This window comes from Streptococcus sp. HMSC078H03 (assembly GCF_001808655.1).
In the GTDB taxonomy this organism is placed as follows: domain Bacteria; phylum Bacillota; class Bacilli; order Lactobacillales; family Streptococcaceae; genus Streptococcus; species Streptococcus salivarius_G.
Map to the genome: position 1 here is coordinate 1 of NZ_KV794083.1, position 278 is coordinate 278.

The following is a 278-nucleotide window of genomic DNA, read 5'->3' on the forward strand; positions in this document are numbered from 1 at the left end:
CAGTATCAGCAAGTCAATCAGCATCGTTGAGTACTTCAACTTCTGAATCTATCTCTGTTTCAGCTTCTATTTCAGAATCAATTTCAATCGTTACAAATAACTCTGAATCAGAATCAACTTCGTCATCTGAGTCAGCATCAGCTTCATTGAGCGATTCAGCATCTGTATCAGAATCAGCAAGCACATCAGCTTCAACATCTGTATCAGAATCAGCAAGTGCATCTGAGTCAGTATCTGTATCAGAATCAGCAAGCCAATCAGCATCGTTGAGTACATCA

1 pseudogene is annotated in these 278 nt (G+C 39.6%); it reads right to left on the minus strand.

The features are described 5' to 3' along the window. Positions 1-13: 13 nt before the first annotated feature. Positions 14-278: pseudogene (locus tag HMPREF2607_RS10460) on the minus strand (cell wall protein); the annotation flags it as partial.